Genomic DNA, 17,220 nt, shown 5'->3' with positions numbered 1-17,220 from the left:
CTTTTCCCTTCCGCGCTTAGCTTGTGAAAGGCATGTTGAATGCTTTCAACAATGCTTTTGCTTCAGCGTCGGTATTCGCTGTGGTGGCAATTACGATGTCCATGCCCCAGACCTCGTCGACCTTGTCGAAGTCGATTTCCGGGAACACGATGTGCTCTTTCATGCCCATGGCAAAGTTGCCACGACCATCGAAAGACGGCTTTACACCGCGGAAGTCACGCACGCGCGGCAGCGCGATGGTGATCAGACGATCCAGGAATTCGTACATCCGGTCGCCGCGCAGGGTTACCTTGGCACCCAGCGGCATTTCTTCACGGACACGGAAACCCGCGATCGATTTCTTCGCCATGGTTGCAATGGCTTTTTGACCGGCGATTGCAGACAGGTCCTCGACAGCCGCTTTGGCTTTCTTGGAGTCTTTGACCGCCTCGGCGCCACAGCCGATGTTCAGAACGATCTTGTCCAGCTTGGGCAGCTGCATGTCGTTCTTGTAGCCGAACTCTTCTTTCAGAGCGGCGCGGATGGTTTCAGCGTACTGAGCTTTCAGACGCGGGGTATAGGTAGCAGCATCAAGCATCGATCACGTCCCCCGTGGTCTTGGCGAAGCGAACCTTCTTGTCACCTTCCATACGGAAGCCGACGCGGGTTGCCTTGCCGTTCTTGTCCAGCAGTGCCAGGTTCGACAGCTCGATCGGGTTTGCCTGAGGCAGGCGGCCACCCTGGCTGTTCTGGGTCTGGCGGGTGTGGCGGATGGCGATGTTGATGCCATCGACAACAGCTTTACCGGCTTTCGGGTCAACCGAGGTAATCGTTCCCTCTTTGCCCTTGTCCTTGCCGGCCAGCACGACGACCTTGTCGCCTTTGCGGAGTTTAGCAGCCATGATTACAGCACCTCCGGAGCAAGCGAGATGATTTTCATGAAGTTCTTGCTGCGCAGTTCGCGAACAACCGGGCCAAAGATACGGGTACCGACCGGCTCGTTGTTGTTGTTCAGGATGACGGCGGCGTTGCGATCAAAGCGGATCGCGGTGCCGTCCGCGCGGCGGACTTCTTTGGCGGTGCGTACGACGACGGCCTTACGGACGTCACCTTTCTTCACGCGGCCGCGCGGGATGGCTTCCTTCACCGAGACGACAATGATGTCGCCGACGGAGGCGTATTTACGCTTGGAACCACCCAGGACCTTGATGCACTGAACTCGGCGTGCGCCGGAGTTGTCAGCGACATCCAGATTGGTCTGCATCTGGATCATGTGGTTTCTCCCGACCTGTGGGGGCTGGTCTGGTTAGATCCCCCAGGGTTTCGACAAATGGAAAAATCCCGGAAGCTTACGCTTCCAGAACTTCCCAACGTTTCGTCTTCGATTTCGGCGCGCATTCGATGATGCGTACGGTGTCGCCGACCTTGAAGGCGTTCTTTTCATCGTGAGCCCGGTATTTCTTGGACTTACGGATGGTTTTCTTCAGAACCGGATGCGTAAAGCGACGCTCGACGGAAACGGTTACGGTCTGTTCGTTGGCATCGCTGGTTACGGTACCGGACAGGATACGCTTGGGCATAGGATTACTCCTCCGATGCCGCAGCAGCGGCCTTTTCGTTCAGAATGGTTTTGACGCGGGCAGCGTTGCGGCGGGCCGCTTTGATGCCGGCGGTGCTTTCCAGCTGACCGGTTGCCTGTTGAAAGCGCAGGTTAAAGCTTTCTTTCTTCAGGTTGGCCAGTTCCTCGCGGAGCTGGTCCGGGGTCTTGTCACGCAATTCTTGGGCGTTCATCGCCTTTTTCCTTTGCTCAAAACACCAGAAGGCCCCGTAGCTCGGGTCACCCTGGACCTGGTGGATGAATGATAGACATACGAATCCCCCGACTCAGCCGGGGGACCGCAAGATGCCGCTCTATAAGGTGTACGGTTGTGGGTGGCAAGGGAAAGTTTGACTGTCCTGCCGATACCTGCTCTTCAAGGGTATTAGCCCATGAATTGCATGATCCGCCAGAGCACCAAAACTGCCGCTCTGGCCTGACGGACCTATGACCAATGTCCATACTTTCATTCAGCCGGTTTCGACGTCCCAAAAAAGGCGGGCGCCGTAGAAGACCCGGTGAACCGGCCTGATCGCCAACCTGTCCCCGCCACTGCTGCTACAGGGACGGCCAGGTACTGCAATCATCCCCAACTGTAATTGAAACTGACGCTGATGCGTTCTTCTTCAGCCATGTTCATCGGCACCTCGTGGCGCAACCAGCTTTCCCACAGCAACACGTCACCCACTTCGGGCTTCATGTAGATGAATGGCTGCAATTCACGCCGCGCCTCTTTCCGACGCACCGGAGAAGCCATCATCCGGGCTGAGCGCGGATCTTCCAGCTTGAGCGCGCTGGCGCCTTTGGGCATCGCCACATAGGTCGTGCCAGAGATTACGCTGTGGGGGTGGATGTGGCTGGCATGCATCCCGCCTTCGGGCAGGATGTTGATCCACAGATCCTCGAGCTTCAGTTCCCGGTCGTCCAGATCGAACTCCAGATCCGTTGCAAACGCAGCGACATGCTGGTCCAGCACCTTGACGAGATCGGAAAAGATCGGGAACCGCCAGGGCAAATCGGTCAGCGAGGCGTAACTGGTATATCCGGGATAGCCGTTCTTCTCACACCACTCCTGCCCGGCTTCGTCATCTTCGGCGATGACAAGACAAGAGCTTTCCAATTCCTCTTGGTCGATCCTTGGATCGAACTCGGACAGGGCGGCGCGATAGAGGCGGGTGGCGAAGAGTGATTCAATCTGTGGCATGACTGCGTCTTAGATCAGCTTCGCAGCCAATGCGACAGAAGATTTTGCGAGGCTCTGCCTCGCGCTCCGAAGTATTGTCCGGCCAGATGAAAACTGGACCTTTCATACATCTGGCCAAAAATACTCCGAAGGAGACGCGGTTTACCGCGATGGAGGCAGCGCCCCCGAACGAAGAAACCCCCGCCGGTTTCCCGACGGGGGTCAATCTTGTCACGACGGGGTTTCCCCCAATCGCTTACCAGTCTTCGCGGACCACGACGCGGGTCTTGATCGGCAGCTTCATCGCGGCCAGGCGCAGGGCCTCGCGGGCGATGTCGTCATTGACACCGTCGATCTCGAACATCACACGACCGGGCTTTACTTTTGCTGCCCAGAAGTCAACGGAGCCTTTACCTTTACCCATACGGACTTCGGTCGGCTTCGAGGTCACGGGAGTATCCGGGAAGATCCGGATCCAGACGCGGCCCTGACGTTTCATGTGACGGGTCATGGCACGACGTGCAGCTTCGATCTGACGCGCGGTGACGCGCTCGGGCTGCAGTGCTTTCAGACCGTAGGTGCCAAAGTTCAGATCAGAGCCGCCTTTGGCTTCGCCCTTGATCCGGCCTTTGTGCATCTTGCGGAATTTAGTACGCTTTGGTTGAAGCATATCTTTCCCTCCTTAGCGACGACCGCCACCAGCACCACGAGGTGCAGGGCCGTCCTGGAGTTCCTGTGCTTTACGGTCACGTGCCTGCGGATCGTGCTCCATGATCTCACCTTTGAAGATCCAGACCTTGATCCCGATGATCCCGTAAGGAGTCATCGCTTCGGCATGTGCGTAATCGATGTCGGCACGCAGGGTGTGCAGAGGCACGCGGCCTTCGCGGTACCACTCGGTCCGTGCGATTTCGGCACCGCCCAGACGGCCAGCGACGTTCACCCGGATACCCAGCGAACCCATGCGCATGGCGTTCTGAACGGACCGCTTCATCGCGCGGCGGAACGAGACGCGGCGCTCCAGCTGCTGAGCGATGGACTCGGCAACCAGTTGCGCGTCAAGCTCGGGCTTGCGCACTTCGACGATGTTCAGGTGCAGTTCGCTGTCGGTCATGCGAGCAAGCTTTTTGCGCAGAACTTCGATGTCTGCACCTTTCTTGCCGATGATGACACCGGGACGCGCAGTGTGGATCGTGACGCGGCACTTCTTGTGCGGACGTTCGATGATCACACGGGCAACACCGGCCTGCTTGCACTCTTTGTTGATGAACTCACGGATCTTGAGGTCTTCCAGCAGAAGATCACCGTAGTCCTTGGTGTCGGCGTACCAGCGGCTGTCCCAGGTGCGGTTGACCTGCAGGCGCATGCCGATCGGATTTACTTTATGACCCATTAGGCTTGCTCCTCAACTTGACGCACCTTGATGGTGATCTCCGAGAACGGCTTCATGATCTTGCCGAAACGGCCACGGGCACGCGGACGTCCGCGCTTCATGACCAGGTTCTTGCCAACCCATGCTTCGGCGACGATCAGCTCGTCAACGTCCAGGTTGTGGTTGTTTTCGGCATTCGCGATTGCGGACTGCAGGCACTTTTTGACGTCCTGCGCGACACGCTTGTTCGAGAAAGTCAGGTCGGTCAGGGCCTTCTCAACTTTCTTGCCGCGGATCATCTGCGCAACCAGGTTCAGTTTCTGCGGGCTGGTACGAAGCATGCGGGTTTTCGCCATTGCTTCGTTTTCAGCCACGCGGCGGGGGTTCTTTTCCTTGCCCATGACTTACTTCCGCTTCGCTTTTTTGTCTGCGGCGTGACCGTAATAGGTACGAGTCGGCGAGTATTCACCGAACTTCTGACCGATCATGTCTTCCGAGACGTTGACGGGAATGTGCTTGTGGCCGTTGTACACACCAAAAGTCAGACCCACGAACTGGGGCAGAATGGTGGAACGACGCGACCAGATCTTGATGACTTCGTTGCGGCCCGACTCGCGCGCTGCTTCGGCTTTTTTCAGCACGTAAGCATCGACGAAAGGACCCTTCCAAACAGAGCGAGACATGGATTAACGTCCCTTCTTCTTGGCGTGCCGCGAGCGGATGATCAGCTTCTGGGACGCTTTGTTTTTGTTGCGGGTACGCTTACCCTTGGTGTCCTTACCCCAAGGCGTAACCGGTGTACGGCCACCCGAGGTACGACCTTCACCACCACCGTGCGGGTGATCGATCGGGTTCATTGCAACACCACGAACCGACGGACGAACGCCCTTGTGGCGCATACGACCGGCTTTACCGAGGTTCTGGTTCGAGTTGTCGGGGTTGGACACGGCACCAACGGTGGCCATGCATTCCTGACGGACCATGCGCAGCTCGCCCGAGCTCAGACGGATCTGAGCGTAGCCGCCATCGCGGCCAACGAACTGGGCGTATGTACCGGCCGCACGTGCGATCTGACCGCCCTTGCCGGGCTTCATCTCGATGTTGTGGACGATGGTACCGATGGGCATACCCGAGAACGGCATTGCGTTGCCCGGCTTGATGTCGGCCTTTGCCGACGCGATGACCTTGTCACCAACAGCCAGACGCTGCGGAGCCAGGATATACGCCTGCTCGCCGTCTTCGTATTTTACCAGTGCGATGAATGCGGTCCGGTTCGGGTCGTATTCGATCCGCTCGACGGTTGCCGCCACATCAAATTTGTTCCGTTTGAAGTCAACGATCCGGTAGAGACGCTTTGCGCCACCGCCGCGGCGGCGTGAAGTGATCCGTCCGGTGTTGTTCCGGCCGCCCGATTTGGTCAAACCCTCAGTGAGAGACTTGACCGGACGTCCTTTCCAAAGCTCCGAACGGTCGATCAGCACCAGCCCGCGCTGGCCCGGCGTCGTCGGCTTGTACGACTTAAGTGCCATGCTTTCTGTCTTCCGTTTAGCAAGTGCGAGGAGTTTCCCCGCTATGTGATAGGCCCCCGTAGGTGCCAAGGGTATAGGGCCCCGAAGGTCCCCGGTTACAAATATCAGAGGCCCCGGAACGAATCCGAGGCCGCAAGATTGGGAGCGTTTAGCAGTGTTGGGGGTGGGTGTCTATAGCGAACGCCGATTTCGCTAACTCCGGTTCAAAACTATTTTAAAAGGAGCGTGGGCGAAATTTCTTCACTGGCCACCCATCGATAAATGGCCCCTACACCGCACCTTTCTGCTTATCGAGCTAGCCGTGGTGCGCATCCGTCACCCATAAAGCGCGCGGGCCTCTGAGAATGACAATAAACGACGGCGCTCTTCGTCCCACAAATGCAGCCGCGCGTTGGCAAGGCTCTGACGGATGGTCATGCGGTTGCAGTTTGCCAGTTCATCGTGATCGCGTAGAACTTCGGTCAGGCGATAGAACGGAATACGGCTGTACAGGTGGTGCACGTGGTGGATGCCGATATTGGCGCTGAACCACTGCAACACGGATGGCAGAATGTAGTGCGAGCTTCCGTGAAGGGCCGCCTCGTGCAGCTGCCAGTCCTCGTCGGAATCCCAGTGCGCGTTCTCAAACTGGTGCTGTACATAGAACAACCAAACTCCAGCCGTGGCGGCGATCAGGGTGGAAGGCAGAAAGATCAACAGCACCGGCATCAGACCGCCAAAATAGTAAATAGCCAACAGCGCGGCAATAATGGCAACATTGGTGCCCATAGCACTGACCCAAAATCTGAGACTGCCGGTCAGACCAAGCGGGAGGCGGTTTTGAAGCAGGAACAGATAGCCGGGTCCGAGTACGAACAAAGTGATCGGGTGCCGATAAACTCGGTACCAGAACTGGTTCATCGGTGTTTTCGCCCGATACTCGGCCACTGTCAGGGTATGGATATCGCCCATCCCTCGCTTACCCAGATTGCCAGAGCTGTTGTGATGCGTGGAGTGCGTGCGGCGCCAGACGTCATAGGGTGTCAGAGTCAGAACTCCGATTCCGCGCCCGATCCAGTCACTGACCACTCTGTTCTTGAAGAATGCCCCGTGCCCGCAATCATGCTGGATCGCAAACAGGCGCAGCAGAAAGGCCGCGTTGAGGACCGAAATCGCGAAGGCCAACCAATAGGTGATGGACAGAGACATCCAGGACAGCGCCCACAGCGCAAAAAACGGGACTATGCTGACACCCAGCTCGAAAGAACTGCGCAGCTGGTCCGGTTCGCGATATCTGGCAAGCGTCGTGACCCATTCACGCGCTGTGGTCATATTCGGCTTATCCCAGTTCGAGAAAGAGGGTTCGGTCATGCGCCTGCCAGTCTTTTGTTTTGTGTGAAGCCGGATAGACTACCGCTCCGACATGGCAAGCATTTTTTGCTCAATGCGCCCTCTTTCGCGCTCAATATCCGGTGTTGTCGCTAAAAAAAAGCCCCCGCTTTCCCGGGAGCCTTGATGATTTTGGCCAACGCAGGACCAATTTGATGCCAGTGGAAACGACTATGTGTGGCCCTCTTCCAGGGCCACATGTGCAATCCTGACGTCTTTCCGACAGCTCCATTGCGAATTTACCCGTCAGCCTTCATCTCGGTTGTGATGAGGAGGGTGATCGGTCCGGTCGAGAATGGTCCCACCCCGAACTCCGTGTGATCAATCTCTCCTTCCGCCGTGAAGGCCACCCAATCGCCCGCGTAATATTCGATGGCGCTGCCCAGCGGATGCTCACCTTGATGGGTCAGCGTGGTTTTCAGCGTCACGGGCTTGGTCACCCCATGGATGGTCAGGTCGCCGGTCACATCCGCCGTGGTGTCGCCGGTCCGCTCAATCCCGGTGCTGACGAAAGTGATCTCGGGGTAGGTTTCGACCTCCAGAAAGTCCGCGGACTTCAGGTGATCGTCCAGAGGGCCAAATCCCGAAGACAGGCTGTTGGTGTCAATGGTCACGGTCAGAGTCGAAGCTTCGACATCATCCGCGTTCAGGTCCAGCACTCCTTCGGCCTTGGTGAACTCGCCATGCTGGTTCGACACGCCTGCATGGCTCCAGCCGAACCGTACTTCGGTATGCCCCTGATCAGTCTTGTAGGTCTGCGCAAAGGCTGGCGTCATGGCGACGGTCAGGGCAGCGGCGGCAATCATAGACTTAAAGGTCATAGCGGTATTCCTTTCATCCGACAGGTACTGGATTTTAGATGAATTTTCATCTATTGGAACCGAAGAAATACCGCAATCAGATTTGAAGTGAACACGAAGTTGTGAAGAATGATCTGCCAACACCGCTGGAGACAGACATCTGGGTCGCAATGAACCGGACCACCCGGCTTATTCAGACAGAAGTCAGTGCGGCCCTGAAGGACGCGGGCCTGCCGCCACTGAAGTGGTACGATCTGCTATGGTCCCTCGAACGACATGGAGGTCGACTGCGCCCCTTTGAGCTTGCCCAGGACACAATTTTTGAACAATCGAACCTGTCTCATTTGAGCAGGCGGCTGGCGGCAGAGGGGTTGATTGAATTTGTTTCATTTGACAACGACCGGCGCGGTAAAGTCCTGCAGATCACGGACAAGGGAAAAGACATTCGAAAACGTATGTGGGCGATTTATGGCCCCCTGCTGCACGAAATGATGCGTGGCTTCGGCAGTGCTGATGGGTGGCACTCGTTTCTTGAGGCGACACGCAGCTGATACCAACAAAAAAACCCCCGCTTTCGCGGGGGTTTTGTGTTCTTCCAAAGACGAGTTCGATCAGAGACCGGTGGACACGTCGATGGTGTTACCCTCTTCCAGGGTCACATATGCTTTTTTGACGTCTTTCCGACGGCCCAGCTGGCCGCGGAACCGCTTGACCTTGCCTTTGGTCACGGTGGTGTTCACCGCTTTGACCTTCACACCAAACAGCGCCTCAACGGCCTCTTTGATCTGCGGCTTGTTGCTGTCGATCGCCACTTCAAAGACAACCGCGCCGTTTTCGGACGCCATGGTCGACTTTTCGGTGATGATCGGCTTGCGGATCACGTCGTAGTGTTCTGCCTTCGCGCTCATTTCAGACGAGCCTCCAGTGCTTCGACAGCCGCTTTGGTGAGCACCAGAGTGTCACGCTTGAGGATGTCATAAACGTTTGCACCCATCGACGGCAGGATATCCAGACCTTCGATGTTGCGCGACGCCTTCAGGAAACCTTCGTTCACGGTCGCACCGTCGATGACCAGAGCGCGTTTCCAGCCCAGGTTTGCAACCTGCTTGGCCAGAGCGGCGGTCTTGCCTTCGGCTTCGGCGTTCTCGATCACAACCAGTTCACCCGCCTTGGCCTTGGCCGACAGAGCGTGGCGCAGGCCAAGCTTGCGGAACTTTTTCGGCAGGTCGTGGCCGTGCGAACGAGGGGTCGGGCCCTTGTAGATACCACCCTTGCGGAAGATCGGCGCGTTACGGTCACCATGGCGTGCGCCACCGGTGCCCTTCTGGCGATAGATCTTCTTGGTCGAGTAGCTGGTTTCCGAGCGGGTCTTTACCTTGTGGGTGCCGGCCTGCGCGTTGTTGCGCTGCCAACGGACCACACGGTGCAGGATGTCCGCACGCGGCTCGAGACCGAACAGATCGGCGTTCAGCTCGATGTCGCCGGCTTTGCCGCCGTCCAGTTTGATTACATCAAGTTTCATGCTTCACCACCTTCCGCGGGAGCTTCTTCCGCAGGTGCTTCGGTTGCAGCCGATTTCACAGCAGCCGGGAAAGGCAGGCCTTCCGGTGCTTTCTTCTTGACGGCGTCCTTGACGGTGACCCAGCCCGATTTCGGTCCGGGAACGGCGCCTTTGATGAAGACCAGACCACGGTCGGCGTCGGTTTTGACAACCTCGAGGTTCTGGGTGGTTACACGGGCAGCACCCATGTGACCGGCCATCTTCTTGCCTTTGAACACCTTGCCCGGGTCCTGACACTGACCGGTCGAACCGTGCGAACGGTGGCTGATCGAAACACCGTGCGAAGCGCGCAGACCACCAAAGTTCCAACGCTTCATAGCACCGGCAAAGCCTTTACCGATCGAGGTACCCGAAACGTCAACCTTCTGACCTTCCAGGAAGTGTTCTGCCGAAATTTCGGCGCCCACTTCGATCAGGCCATCTTCGGAGACGCGGAACTCGGCCAGCTTACGCTTGGGCTCAACCTTTGCAGCGGCATAGTGACCGCGCATGGCTTTCGAGGTGCGTTTTGCCTTGGCAGCACCGGCGCCCAGCTGAACGGCGGTGTAGCCGTCTTTGTCAGCGGTACGCTGTGCAACAACCTGCAGGTTGTCCAGGTGAAGAACGGTCACAGGGATCTGCTTGCCGTCTTCCATGAACAGGCGGGTCATGCCAACTTTTTTTGCGATAATACCAGAGCGCATAATCTATACCCTCCGATCTTACGACTGCAGCTTGATCTCGACGTCCACACCAGCAGCGAGGTCGAGCTTCATCAGCGCGTCAACGGTCTGGGGGGTCGGATCAACGATGTCCAAGAGACGCTTGTGAGTGCGGATCTCGAACTGGTCGCGGGATTTCTTGTCAACGTGAGGGCCACGGAGAACCGTGAACTTCTCGATCTTGTTCGGCAGCGGGATCGGGCCGCGCACGTTCGCGCCGGTCCGCTTGGCAGTGTTGACGATCTCTTGCGTGCTGGCATCCAGAACGCGATAGTCAAATGCCTTCAGCCGAATACGGATATTTTGGCTTTGCATATTAACAGCCTTTTATTCAGGCGTTGGGGTTGAGAGGAGGACAAGCGCGCATCGCCAACCCTCTTCGAACCCAAAAGGCGGGAATCACCCCGCCTTGACGTTCTTGTTGAGAACTCGCGCGATTTACAGGGGCGGGGGGTGTTTGGCAAGGGGGAAGTGATACCAATACAGATTTACACCGTTAGGCGGCATCTTTTTGAGCAAGCCGAGAACATAAGCAACTTTTTTTGTCTGCTGGTAGCAACCCAAAAGCGTAGTCGATTGATCACACTAGTGAAGGTGTAGTTTGGCGTTCCACGGTTCCCATTGCAAGGCCCAATGGTTGTGGATTTTATGCGACCATCGGTGAGCAACTCAACGTATCAATGGTTAAGAAGATGCGTCCAGCTGTTTGGCTGGCTGCATGGAGCAAGGATAGAATGCAACTAGGCAAACATAATAACATTCGACGCTATATTTCATCAGCAATATTGGGCTGCCTGATCGCGACAACCAGCAGCGGCCAGACCAAGAACGAGTTGGTCGCGGAAGATAATGCGTTGGTGCCAATGTGTCTGCGCTATCTCGAAACAGGCAGCGTCGACAAATTGGGCTTTGAGTCTGCTGGATATACAAAGCGCGGGAAATATTACAGAAAAAAAGTGGGCGACGGCTACATCCGCGTGAACTTAACGAGCCACAAGGATAGGTCACAATGCGTATTTCAAGTTGGCTCCCCCTTAATTGAGGATGCCAAGGCACAATTTAAGCACATTAACCAGTTGATCTATGAGAATGGATACAAAGATGCTACGCTCACCTACAACAAGGGCCGTCGCAGTGAAGCCAAGACACAAGGCTTCAAGAAGGGGTCAGTTACCTTCGTAGTCCATGGGAGCGGAACGCGTCGTGGAAAGAAAGCAGATTCACTCATCCGTATTGAACGAGGAATGTACACTGAATGATACTAATTCAGTCGCATAGCAGGGTACCCTATAGACGTTGATCGCTTCTTGAATTAGGCCGCTACGGTTCGGAGCGGCCTACCATTATTTGACATTCGAAGTACATATGCTCTCAACACCCACTTGGGCCAGTGGCCACCCCCACCCTTAAGGAATCTGCGCCCTCGCCGTCTGCAGGAAACGCGAAATCTCAAGGCCGAGGCTGGCTTCAATCGATATCCTCAGGTCCGTGTTTTTTTGCAGTTCGGGTTCCAACGCTGCAAACTCCCAGACAAGGATGCGTGATGGTTTGGTGGCCGTGACTGTCACCGGCGCGGCGAAAGTCCTGTCGTTGCTCAGAAACGCTGTTCCGCCCAAAAAGCGGCCCTCACCCAGCTTGTCCACGACCTCACCATTCATTTCGACGCTGACTTCGCCGTCGATGATCAGCGACAAGCCATTTACCGGCGTACCCTGTTTAAGCAGCTTGGTTTGGGCGGGAACAGATGTCCGAGTGCCCATATGCAGCAGGTTGAACGCCTCTCTCTCGGTAAAGTTGCGAAGGGCGATTTCGTAGAGGTGCCTCTCCTCGTCACTGAACGGCACGGGCCTGCGTTCCAGCAACAGCCGTGTGATCCAGTAGAGGTTGATGGCCATGAAAAACAGGTTCCACCCGATCGGCGCCCAAAGGGGAGCGTTTTGAAAGTAATAATAAGGCAACAGCAAAACCGCGCCGATAACCGACAGTACCCTCAACCAGAAAATATCTTTTGCGGAATAAGACAAAAGGTAGAAGATGTTCGCGGCGTTCACCAGAATATCCAGCCCCAGCATTCCGTTCCCCCACATTGGCCTGCGCGTGGGACTTACCGTAAATTCGTTCACGCAAGGCGCAAAGCCGGATTTGTTGCCTTCTCAATTGGTGGCAGATTCCGACATTTATTTTAAACTCAAAATTTCTATTGTTGAAATACTTTCACTTTGCTACGCTTCCTTCAAGCGAGGTGCAGAATGGTTCTTTCCGATGCTCATGTGGTTGTGACCGGCGGCGGGTCCGGGGTTGGGGCGGAATGCGCCCGACAGCTCTCGGATGCCGGGGCGCGCGTCACCATCATGGGGCGCAGCCGGGATGCGCTGGTCGCACAGAACCTGCCGTTTCAGATCTGCGATGTTACAGAGCCTGAGCAGGTTGAGGCGGCGTTTCAGGCCGCCCGGTCGAAAAACGGACCTGTTTCAGCGGTAATCGCAAATGCTGGGGCCGCACCCAGCAAGCCTTTTGCAGCGATGTCGCCCGGGGATTTCTCGGATGCGCTGGCGGTCAATCTGAGCGGTGTGTTTCATTGCTTTCAGGCCGTTCTGGGTGACATGCGTGATGCGGGCAAGGGTCGGATGATCGCCATTGCCTCGACCGCCGGTCTGAAGGGCTATCCCTATGTGTCCGGCTATTGCGCAGCTAAACATGGCGTTGTCGGGCTGGTGCGGTCGCTGGCGGTGGAACTGGCGCAGACGGGCATTACCGTGAACGCGATCTGTCCGGGGTTTGTTGCGACGCCGCTGTTGGAACGGTCCGTTGAAACGATCATGGCCAAAACCGGGGCGACCCGCGAGCAAGCCGAAGGGGCCTTGAAACAGGGTAACCCGCAAAACCGGTTCATTGAAACTGACGAAGTGGCGGCCTCAGCGCTGTGGCTGTGTTCGGACGCGGCACGCAGTGTCAATGGCCACACCCTTACCCTGTCCGGAGGCGAGATATGACCCGGCCCGACCCCATTCCCACTGAATCCCCCAGTAAGGAGCGTCTGCGCCTGTGGCTGCGACTGCTGAAAACCTCGCGCGGGATCGAGGCACAGTTGCGTGCCAGATTGCGGGACGAGTTCAGCTCGACCCTGCCACGGTTCGATGTGATGGCGGCCCTGTCGCGGCACAAAGACGGCCTGAAGATGAGCCAGTTGTCGGGCGTGTTGCGGGTATCGAACGGCAACGTGACCGGGATCGTGGACCGGCTGGTCGAGGAAGGGCTGGTCATGCGTGTCGCGGTCGAGGGGGACCGGCGGGCATCGCTGGTGCGACTGACCCGAAAGGGAGAGGCCGAATTCGCAACGCAGGCGGCAGCGCATGAGGGCTGGATCGATGACATGCTGGGCGCGCTGAGCGCAGACGAGGCCAGCGCGATGGGCGCGCGGCTGGAGGACTTATTGACGGCAGCGGAGCAGGACACATGACCGATATGCGCAGCGAGACCACTCATTTCCTATGCCATATCGAGGATGGTATCGCGACGATCTCGCTGAACCGGCCCGAACGGAAGAACCCGCTTACATTCGACAGCTATGCTGAGTTGCGCGACTGGTTCCGCGATCTGGTGTATTCGGACGATGTGAAGGCGGTGATTTTCACTTCGAACGGGGGCAATTTCAGTTCCGGCGGCGATGTTCACGACATCATCGGGCCGCTGACGCGGATGAATATGAAAGAGTTGCTGGCCTTTACCCGCATGACCGGAGATCTGGTCAAGGCGATGGTGAATTGCGGCAAACCCATCATTGCGGCGGTGGATGGCATCTGTGTCGGCGCGGGCGCGATCATCGCAATGGCCAGCGATCTGAGGATCGCAACGCCTGAGGCCAAAACGGCCTTTCTGTTCACGCGGGTCGGCCTTGCCGGTTGCGATATGGGGGCCTGCGCCATCCTACCCCGGATCATCGGACAGGGCCGCGCGGCTGAGCTGCTGTATACCGGTCGTTCGATGAGCGCTGAAGAAGGCGAGCGCTGGGGGTTCTTCAACCGCCTTGTGCCTGCGAGCGATCTGGAGGGTGAGGCCCGCGCATTGGCAGCCCGGCTGGTCGAAGGTCCGAATTTCGGACACATGATGACCAAGACCATGCTGGCGCAGGAATGGTCCATGTCGATCGAGCAGGCCATCGAGGCTGAAGCGCAGGCACAGGCGATCTGCATGCAAACTGGCGATTTCGAACGAGCGTTTAACGCCTTTGTGGCTCGCGAAAAGCCAGTATTTGAGGGGGACTGAGCCATGCCCGACCGGTCCTTTCTGAGTTGGCCCTTCTTTGACGACAGACATCGCGAACTGGCGGACATGCTGGATCAGTGGGCCGATGCTGAACTGGGCGGGATCGATCATTCGGATACGGATCAGGCGTGCCGCGATCTGGTCGCGTCGCTTGGGCGCGATGGCTGGCTGACGCATACGGCGGTGACGCCTGATGGCGGCCCGCTGGATGTGCGCAGCCTGTGTCTGATCCGCGAAACGCTTGCGCGATATGACGGGCTGGCGGATTTTGCCTTTGCCATGCAGGGTCTGGGTACCGGGGCGATCTCGCTCTTCGGGTCAGACGCGCAGAAATCCGAATGGCTGCCGCTGACCCGTTCGGGGCAAGCAATTTCGGCCTTTGCACTGACCGAACCTCAATCGGGGTCCGACGTAGCGAATTCATCGATGACAGCGACACGGGACGGCGCCGATTTTGTCCTCAACGGCGAAAAGACTTGGATTTCGAATGGCGGCATTGCAGATGTCTATACCCTGTTCGGCCGTACCGGCGAGGCGCCGGGGGCAAAAGGTCTGTCCGCATTTGTCGTTCCTGCCGGTTTGCCTGGTTTCGAGGTTGTCGAGCGGCTGGACACGATCGCTCCGCACCCGCTTGCGACATTGCGGTTTACCGATTGCAGGATACCCGCAACCGCGATGATCGGTGCGCCGGGCGCAGGTTTCAAAATCGCCATGTCGGTGCTGGATGTGTTCCGTTCCACAGTGGCCGCCGCTGCGCTGGGATTTGCCCGCCGGGCATTGGATGAGGCGCTGAGCCGGGTGACCACTCGCCAGATCGGTGGAGCGCCGCTGTTTGAGCTGCAAATGGTGCAGGGACATATTGCGGACATGGCGCTGGACGTGGATGCGGCCGCGCTGCTGGTTTATCGCGCGGCATGGGCCAAAGACACAGGTGCACCCCGCGTGACGCGCGAGGCCGCGATGGCAAAGCTGTTTGCCACGGACCACGCCCAGCAGATCATCGACAAGGCGGTACAGCTATTCGGCGGCGAAGGCGTGAAGTCCGGTGAAACCGTCGAGAAACTGTATCGGGAAATTCGTGCGCTACGCATTTACGAAGGCGCCTCGGACGTTCAGCGCGTTGTGATTGCACGGCAGACGCTTGGAGCACATCAGGGAGGATGACATGCTCGGACCTTCGGCCCATACCGACACATTCGCACGGGACAACCTGCCACCTGCGGATCAATGGCCCGACCTACTGCTGGATGGGTTCGACTATCCCGACAAACTGAATGCGGCGGTCGAACTGACCGACAGGATGGTCGAGAAGGGCTTTGGCGATCACACCGCGCTGATCGGCAACGGGCGGCGACGCACCTACAAGGAGCTGGCGGATTGGAGCAACCGGATCGCGCATGTTCTGGTCGAGAACCTTGGCGTCAAACCCGGCAATCGCGTCTTGATCCGTTCGGCCAACAACCCGGCGATGGTGGCCTGCTGGCTGGCCGCGACCAAGGTCGGCGCGGTAGTGGTAAACACGATGCCGATGCTGCGCGCGGGCGAATTAACTGCCATCGTGGACAAGGCAGAAATCAGTCATGCGCTGTGTGATACGCGCCTCAAGGATGAACTGGTCGCCTGCGCCAAAGCCTCCGGATATCTGAAAACCGTGGTCGGGTTCGACGGCACGGCCAACCACGATGCCGAACTTGACCGGCTGGCGTTGGAAAAACCCGTGCAATTCGACGCGGTGGAAACCAGTCAGGATGACGTGGCGCTGTTGGGTTTCACCTCGGGCACCACCGGATCGCCAAAGGCGACCATGCATTTTCACCGCGACCTGCTGATCATCGCGGACGGATATGCCAAAGAGGTGCTGAAGGTGACCCCCGAGGACGTATTCGTGGGCTCGCCCCCGCTTGCCTTCACATTTGGTCTTGGCGGGCTGGCCATTTTTCCATTGCGGTTCGGCGCAGCCGCCGCCTTGCTGGAGAACGCTTCACCGCCGAACCTGATCGAAATCATTCAGAGCTATAAAGCTACGGTGTGTTTTACCGCGCCCACCGCGTATCGCACCATGCTGGCCGCGATGGAGGAAGGTGCCGATCTGTCCAGTTTGCGTGCCGCCGTTTCAGCAGGCGAGACCCTGCCCGCCCCGATCTATGACGACTGGATGGCCAAGACCGGCAAACCGATGCTGGACGGGATCGGCGCAACGGAACTGCTACATATCTTTGTCACCAATCGCTTTTCCGACCACCGCCCGGCCTGCACCGGCAGGCCCGTCACAGGGTATCAAGCGAAAGTCATTGGCGACGATGGAGAGGAAGTACCAAGAGGATCAGTTGGCCGTCTGGCCGTTCGCGGCCCTACAGGGTGCAGGTACCTGAACGACGAACGCCAGAGGGATTATGTTCTGAACGGCTGGAACATCACCGGCGACAGCTTCACCATGGATCCCGACGGATACCTGCACTTTGCCGCCCGTAACGACGACATGATCCAAAGCTCGGGCTACAACATCTCGGGTCCCGAGGTCGAAGCGGCGCTGCTGTCGCACCCCGCAGTCGCGGAATGCGCTGTGGTGGCCAAGCCGGATGAGGCGCGCAGCAATATCGTTGAGGCCCATGTGGTTTTGACCGAGGGCCATCACCCCGATGCAGATACGATCAAAACTCTGCAGGATCACGTCAAGGCAACCATCGCACCGTACAAGTATCCGCGAAGTGTCGTCTTTACGGATACGCTGCCCAAGACAGCCACGGGCAAGATCCAGCGGTTCCAGCTGCGCGAGAATGCGAGATGATCCAAACGGTTGCACCCTGCGAGAAACCCTTTAGCTTGCCGGATGCAGGCACCTACGCGTGCATTGAAATCAACCT

Annotated in this window: 25 protein-coding genes; 7 read left to right on the top strand and 18 right to left on the bottom strand. The window is 57.7% G+C overall.

What is annotated here, in order from left to right; translation table 11 throughout:
• Positions 1-16 precede the first annotated feature (16 nt).
• The 13 genes from rplE to ACR0D6_RS10150 form a co-directional block, all read right to left on the bottom strand.
• Complete coding sequence (gene rplE / locus ACR0D6_RS10210) at positions 17-577, bottom strand: 50S ribosomal protein L5 (RefSeq protein WP_170653896.1); 561 nt, start codon at positions 575-577, stop codon at positions 17-19.
• Positions 570-881, bottom strand: coding sequence for a 50S ribosomal protein L24 (gene rplX, locus ACR0D6_RS10205; RefSeq protein WP_170440482.1), 312 nt, complete (start codon positions 879-881; stop codon positions 570-572). The genes rplE and rplX overlap by 8 nt, the downstream gene beginning before the upstream one ends.
• Before the next feature lie 2 nt (positions 882-883).
• Positions 884-1,252 carry a 50S ribosomal protein L14 gene (rplN, locus tag ACR0D6_RS10200; protein ID WP_155148681.1) on the bottom strand — a complete coding sequence of 123 codons (369 nt, stop codon included), beginning with the start codon at positions 1,250-1,252 and terminating at the stop codon, positions 884-886.
• A 76-nt stretch (positions 1,253-1,328) separates the two neighbouring features.
• Positions 1,329-1,559 (bottom strand): 30S ribosomal protein S17, encoded by a 231-nt coding sequence (gene rpsQ, locus ACR0D6_RS10195; RefSeq protein ID WP_008757253.1) that lies wholly within the window; start codon positions 1,557-1,559, stop codon positions 1,329-1,331.
• A 4-nt stretch (positions 1,560-1,563) separates the two neighbouring features.
• Entirely contained in the window at positions 1,564-1,770 is a 207-nt protein-coding gene (gene rpmC, locus ACR0D6_RS10190) for a 50S ribosomal protein L29 (RefSeq protein ID WP_037311745.1), read from the bottom strand.
• Positions 1,771-2,159: 389 nt separating this feature from the next.
• On the bottom strand, positions 2,160-2,780 hold the full coding sequence (locus ACR0D6_RS10185) for a 2OG-Fe(II) oxygenase family protein (RefSeq protein ID WP_480765411.1): 621 nt from the start codon (positions 2,778-2,780) through the stop codon (positions 2,160-2,162).
• Positions 2,781-3,015: 235 nt separating this feature from the next.
• A complete protein-coding gene (gene rplP, locus ACR0D6_RS10180) occupies positions 3,016-3,429 on the bottom strand; it encodes a 50S ribosomal protein L16 (RefSeq protein WP_170498041.1) in 414 nt (137 codons plus the stop codon).
• 12 nt (positions 3,430-3,441) lie between these two features.
• The gene (rpsC, locus tag ACR0D6_RS10175; protein WP_170519126.1) at positions 3,442-4,152 is read right to left on the bottom strand and encodes a 30S ribosomal protein S3; all 711 of its coding nucleotides are present in this window, start codon (positions 4,150-4,152) and stop codon (positions 3,442-3,444) included.
• The gene (gene rplV, locus ACR0D6_RS10170; RefSeq protein WP_039538267.1) at positions 4,152-4,532 is read right to left on the bottom strand and encodes a 50S ribosomal protein L22; all 381 of its coding nucleotides are present in this window, start codon (positions 4,530-4,532) and stop codon (positions 4,152-4,154) included. Before rplV ends, rpsC begins: the two co-directional genes overlap by 1 nt.
• Before the next feature lie 3 nt (positions 4,533-4,535).
• On the bottom strand, positions 4,536-4,814 hold the full coding sequence (rpsS, locus tag ACR0D6_RS10165; RefSeq protein ID WP_010437056.1) for a 30S ribosomal protein S19: 279 nt from the start codon (positions 4,812-4,814) through the stop codon (positions 4,536-4,538).
• 3 nt (positions 4,815-4,817) lie between these two features.
• Complete coding sequence (rplB, locus tag ACR0D6_RS10160) at positions 4,818-5,660, bottom strand: 50S ribosomal protein L2 (protein ID WP_170356688.1); 843 nt, start codon at positions 5,658-5,660, stop codon at positions 4,818-4,820.
• Positions 5,661-5,975: 315 nt separating this feature from the next.
• On the bottom strand, positions 5,976-7,010 hold the full coding sequence (locus ACR0D6_RS10155) for a fatty acid desaturase (RefSeq protein WP_480765410.1): 1,035 nt from the start codon (positions 7,008-7,010) through the stop codon (positions 5,976-5,978).
• A gap of 257 nt (positions 7,011-7,267) precedes the next feature.
• Entirely contained in the window at positions 7,268-7,849 is a 582-nt protein-coding gene (locus ACR0D6_RS10150) for a YceI family protein (protein WP_480450667.1), read from the bottom strand.
• A gap of 149 nt (positions 7,850-7,998) precedes the next feature.
• Here ACR0D6_RS10150 and ACR0D6_RS10145 point away from each other — a divergent pair, with 149 nt between their 5' ends.
• Entirely contained in the window at positions 7,999-8,379 is a 381-nt protein-coding gene (locus tag ACR0D6_RS10145; RefSeq protein WP_480765409.1) for a MarR family winged helix-turn-helix transcriptional regulator, read from the top strand.
• A 60-nt stretch (positions 8,380-8,439) separates the two neighbouring features.
• On the opposite strand, the gene ACR0D6_RS10140 is transcribed toward ACR0D6_RS10145, so the two are convergent.
• From ACR0D6_RS10140 to rpsJ, 4 genes are read right to left on the bottom strand one after another with little or no spacing between them, the layout of a single operon-like run.
• A complete protein-coding gene (locus tag ACR0D6_RS10140) occupies positions 8,440-8,736 on the bottom strand; it encodes a 50S ribosomal protein L23 (RefSeq protein ID WP_008757532.1) in 297 nt (98 codons plus the stop codon).
• Complete coding sequence (rplD, locus tag ACR0D6_RS10135; RefSeq protein ID WP_155148664.1) at positions 8,733-9,350, bottom strand: 50S ribosomal protein L4; 618 nt, start codon at positions 9,348-9,350, stop codon at positions 8,733-8,735. Before rplD ends, ACR0D6_RS10140 begins: the two co-directional genes overlap by 4 nt.
• The gene (rplC, locus tag ACR0D6_RS10130; protein WP_155148662.1) at positions 9,347-10,072 is read right to left on the bottom strand and encodes a 50S ribosomal protein L3; all 726 of its coding nucleotides are present in this window, start codon (positions 10,070-10,072) and stop codon (positions 9,347-9,349) included. The genes rplD and rplC overlap by 4 nt, the downstream gene beginning before the upstream one ends.
• An 18-nt stretch (positions 10,073-10,090) precedes the next feature.
• Positions 10,091-10,405 (bottom strand): 30S ribosomal protein S10, encoded by a 315-nt coding sequence (gene rpsJ, locus ACR0D6_RS10125; protein ID WP_008756422.1) that lies wholly within the window; start codon positions 10,403-10,405, stop codon positions 10,091-10,093.
• A 365-nt stretch (positions 10,406-10,770) separates the two neighbouring features.
• Here rpsJ and ACR0D6_RS10120 point away from each other — a divergent pair, with 365 nt between their 5' ends.
• Positions 10,771-11,349: a hypothetical protein gene (locus tag ACR0D6_RS10120; protein ID WP_480765408.1), complete on the top strand. Its 579-nt coding sequence runs from the start codon at positions 10,771-10,773 to the stop codon at positions 11,347-11,349.
• Between the two features lie 147 nt (positions 11,350-11,496).
• Here ACR0D6_RS10120 and ACR0D6_RS10115 read toward each other — a convergent pair whose 3' ends face one another.
• Entirely contained in the window at positions 11,497-12,213 is a 717-nt protein-coding gene (locus ACR0D6_RS10115; RefSeq protein ID WP_480765407.1) for a cyclic nucleotide-binding domain-containing protein, read from the bottom strand.
• A gap of 126 nt (positions 12,214-12,339) precedes the next feature.
• Here ACR0D6_RS10115 and ACR0D6_RS10110 point away from each other — a divergent pair, with 126 nt between their 5' ends.
• Genes ACR0D6_RS10110 through ACR0D6_RS10090 form a run of 5 tightly spaced genes read left to right on the top strand, consistent with a single transcriptional unit; the run spans position 12,340 to position 17,144 of the window.
• Positions 12,340-13,083: an SDR family NAD(P)-dependent oxidoreductase gene (locus ACR0D6_RS10110; RefSeq protein ID WP_480765406.1), complete on the top strand. Its 744-nt coding sequence runs from the start codon at positions 12,340-12,342 to the stop codon at positions 13,081-13,083.
• A complete protein-coding gene (locus ACR0D6_RS10105) occupies positions 13,080-13,550 on the top strand; it encodes a MarR family winged helix-turn-helix transcriptional regulator (RefSeq protein ID WP_480728508.1) in 471 nt (156 codons plus the stop codon). The genes ACR0D6_RS10110 and ACR0D6_RS10105 overlap by 4 nt, the downstream gene beginning before the upstream one ends.
• A gap of 5 nt (positions 13,551-13,555) precedes the next feature.
• Positions 13,556-14,356: an enoyl-CoA hydratase family protein gene (locus ACR0D6_RS10100; RefSeq protein WP_480765474.1), complete on the top strand. Its 801-nt coding sequence runs from the start codon at positions 13,556-13,558 to the stop codon at positions 14,354-14,356.
• Between the two features lie 3 nt (positions 14,357-14,359).
• Complete coding sequence (locus ACR0D6_RS10095; RefSeq protein WP_480765405.1) at positions 14,360-15,520, top strand: acyl-CoA dehydrogenase family protein; 1,161 nt, start codon at positions 14,360-14,362, stop codon at positions 15,518-15,520.
• 1 nt (position 15,521) lies between these two features.
• Entirely contained in the window at positions 15,522-17,144 is a 1,623-nt protein-coding gene (locus tag ACR0D6_RS10090; protein WP_480765404.1) for an AMP-binding protein, read from the top strand.
• Positions 17,145-17,220 lie beyond the last annotated feature (76 nt).

The organism is Ruegeria sp. BJ6, from assembly GCF_056537885.1.
The sequence above is the reverse complement of the archived record's forward strand: the minus strand, read 5'-3'. Positions and strand labels throughout refer to the sequence as shown.